Source organism: Kitasatospora sp. NPDC001132 (genome assembly GCF_053598415.1).
This window is the reverse complement of record NZ_JBSFKF010000094.1, coordinates 1-1,309: the sequence shown is the minus strand read 5'-3', so window position 1 is coordinate 1,309 and position 1,309 is coordinate 1. Positions and strand designations below refer to the sequence as shown.

The following is a 1,309-nucleotide window of genomic DNA, read 5'->3' as shown; positions in this document are numbered from 1 at the left end:
CTGGACGCGCTGGAGGCCGAGTCGGTGCACGTCTTCCGCGAGGTCGCGGGGGAGTTCGAGCGCCCGGTGATCCTCTTCTCCGGCGGCAAGGACTCCATCGTCATGCTGCACCTGGCACTCAAGGCCTTCCACCCCGCCGCCGTCCCGTTCTCCCTGCTGCACGTCGACACGGGGCACAACTTCCCCGAGGTGATCGCCTACCGCGACCGCGTCGCCGCTCGGCACAACCTGCGCCTGCACGTCGCCCACGTCCAGGACTTCATCGACCGCGGCGTCCTGCGCGAGCGCCCCGACGGCACCCGCAACCCGCTGCAGACCGTGCCGCTGCTGGACGCCATCGAGCAGAACCGCTTCGACGCCGTCTTCGGCGGCGGGCGCCGCGACGAGGAGAAGGCCCGCGCCAAGGAGCGCGTCTTCTCGCTGCGCGACGAGTTCGGCGCCTGGGACCCGCGCCGCCAGCGCCCCGAACTGTGGTCCCTGTACAACGGCCGGCACGCCGTCGGCGAGCACGTGCGCGTCTTCCCCCTGTCCAACTGGACCGAACTCGACGTCTGGCAGTACATCGAGCGCGAGGGCATCGAGCTGCCGGAGATCTACTACGCCCACGAGCGCGAGGTCTTCGCCCGCAACGGCATGTGGCTCACCGCCGGCGACTGGGGCGGCCCCAAGGACCACGAGCCGGTCGAACGGCGGCTGATCCGCTACCGCACCGTCGGCGACATGTCCTGCACCGGCGCCGTCGACTCCGACGCCACCACCATCGAGGCCGTCATCGCCGAGATCGCCGCCAGCCGCCTCACCGAGCGCGGCGCGACCCGCGCCGACGACAAGCTCTCCGAGGCCGCGATGGAAGACCGCAAACGCGAGGGGTACTTCTAACCATGACCAGCACCGCCACCCAGCACACCACCGCCACCTCGCTGCTGCGCTTCGCCACCGCCGGCTCCGTCGACGACGGCAAGTCCACCCTCGTCGGCCGTCTGCTGCACGACTCCAAGTCCGTCCTCGCCGACCAGCTGGAGGCCGTCGAGCACGCCTCCCGCAGCCGCGGCCAGGAGGCGCCCGACCTCGCGCTGCTCACCGACGGCCTGCGCGCCGAACGCGAGCAGGGCATCACCATCGACGTGGCCTACCGCTACTTCGCCACGCCCCGGCGGCGGTTCATCCTCGCCGACACCCCCGGCCACGTGCAGTACACCCGCAACATGGTCACCGGCGCCTCCACCGCCGAACTCGCCGTCGTCCTCGTCGACGCCCGCAACGGCGTCGTCGAGCAGACCCGCCGGCACGCCGCCGTCGCCGCGCTGCT

Annotated in this window: 2 protein-coding genes; both read left to right on the top strand. The window is 71.7% G+C overall.

Features of this window, described 5'->3' with window-relative positions; genetic code table 11:
• Positions 1 to 879: sulfate adenylyltransferase subunit CysD (gene cysD, locus ACWDBE_RS39085; protein WP_449810365.1), on the top strand; the 879-nt coding region annotated here is incomplete at its 5' end.
• 2 nt (positions 880 to 881) lie between these two features.
• Positions 882 to 1,309, top strand: a 428-nt coding sequence (locus ACWDBE_RS39080; RefSeq protein WP_449810364.1) for a GTP-binding protein, incomplete at its 3' end; no start/stop codon positions are given.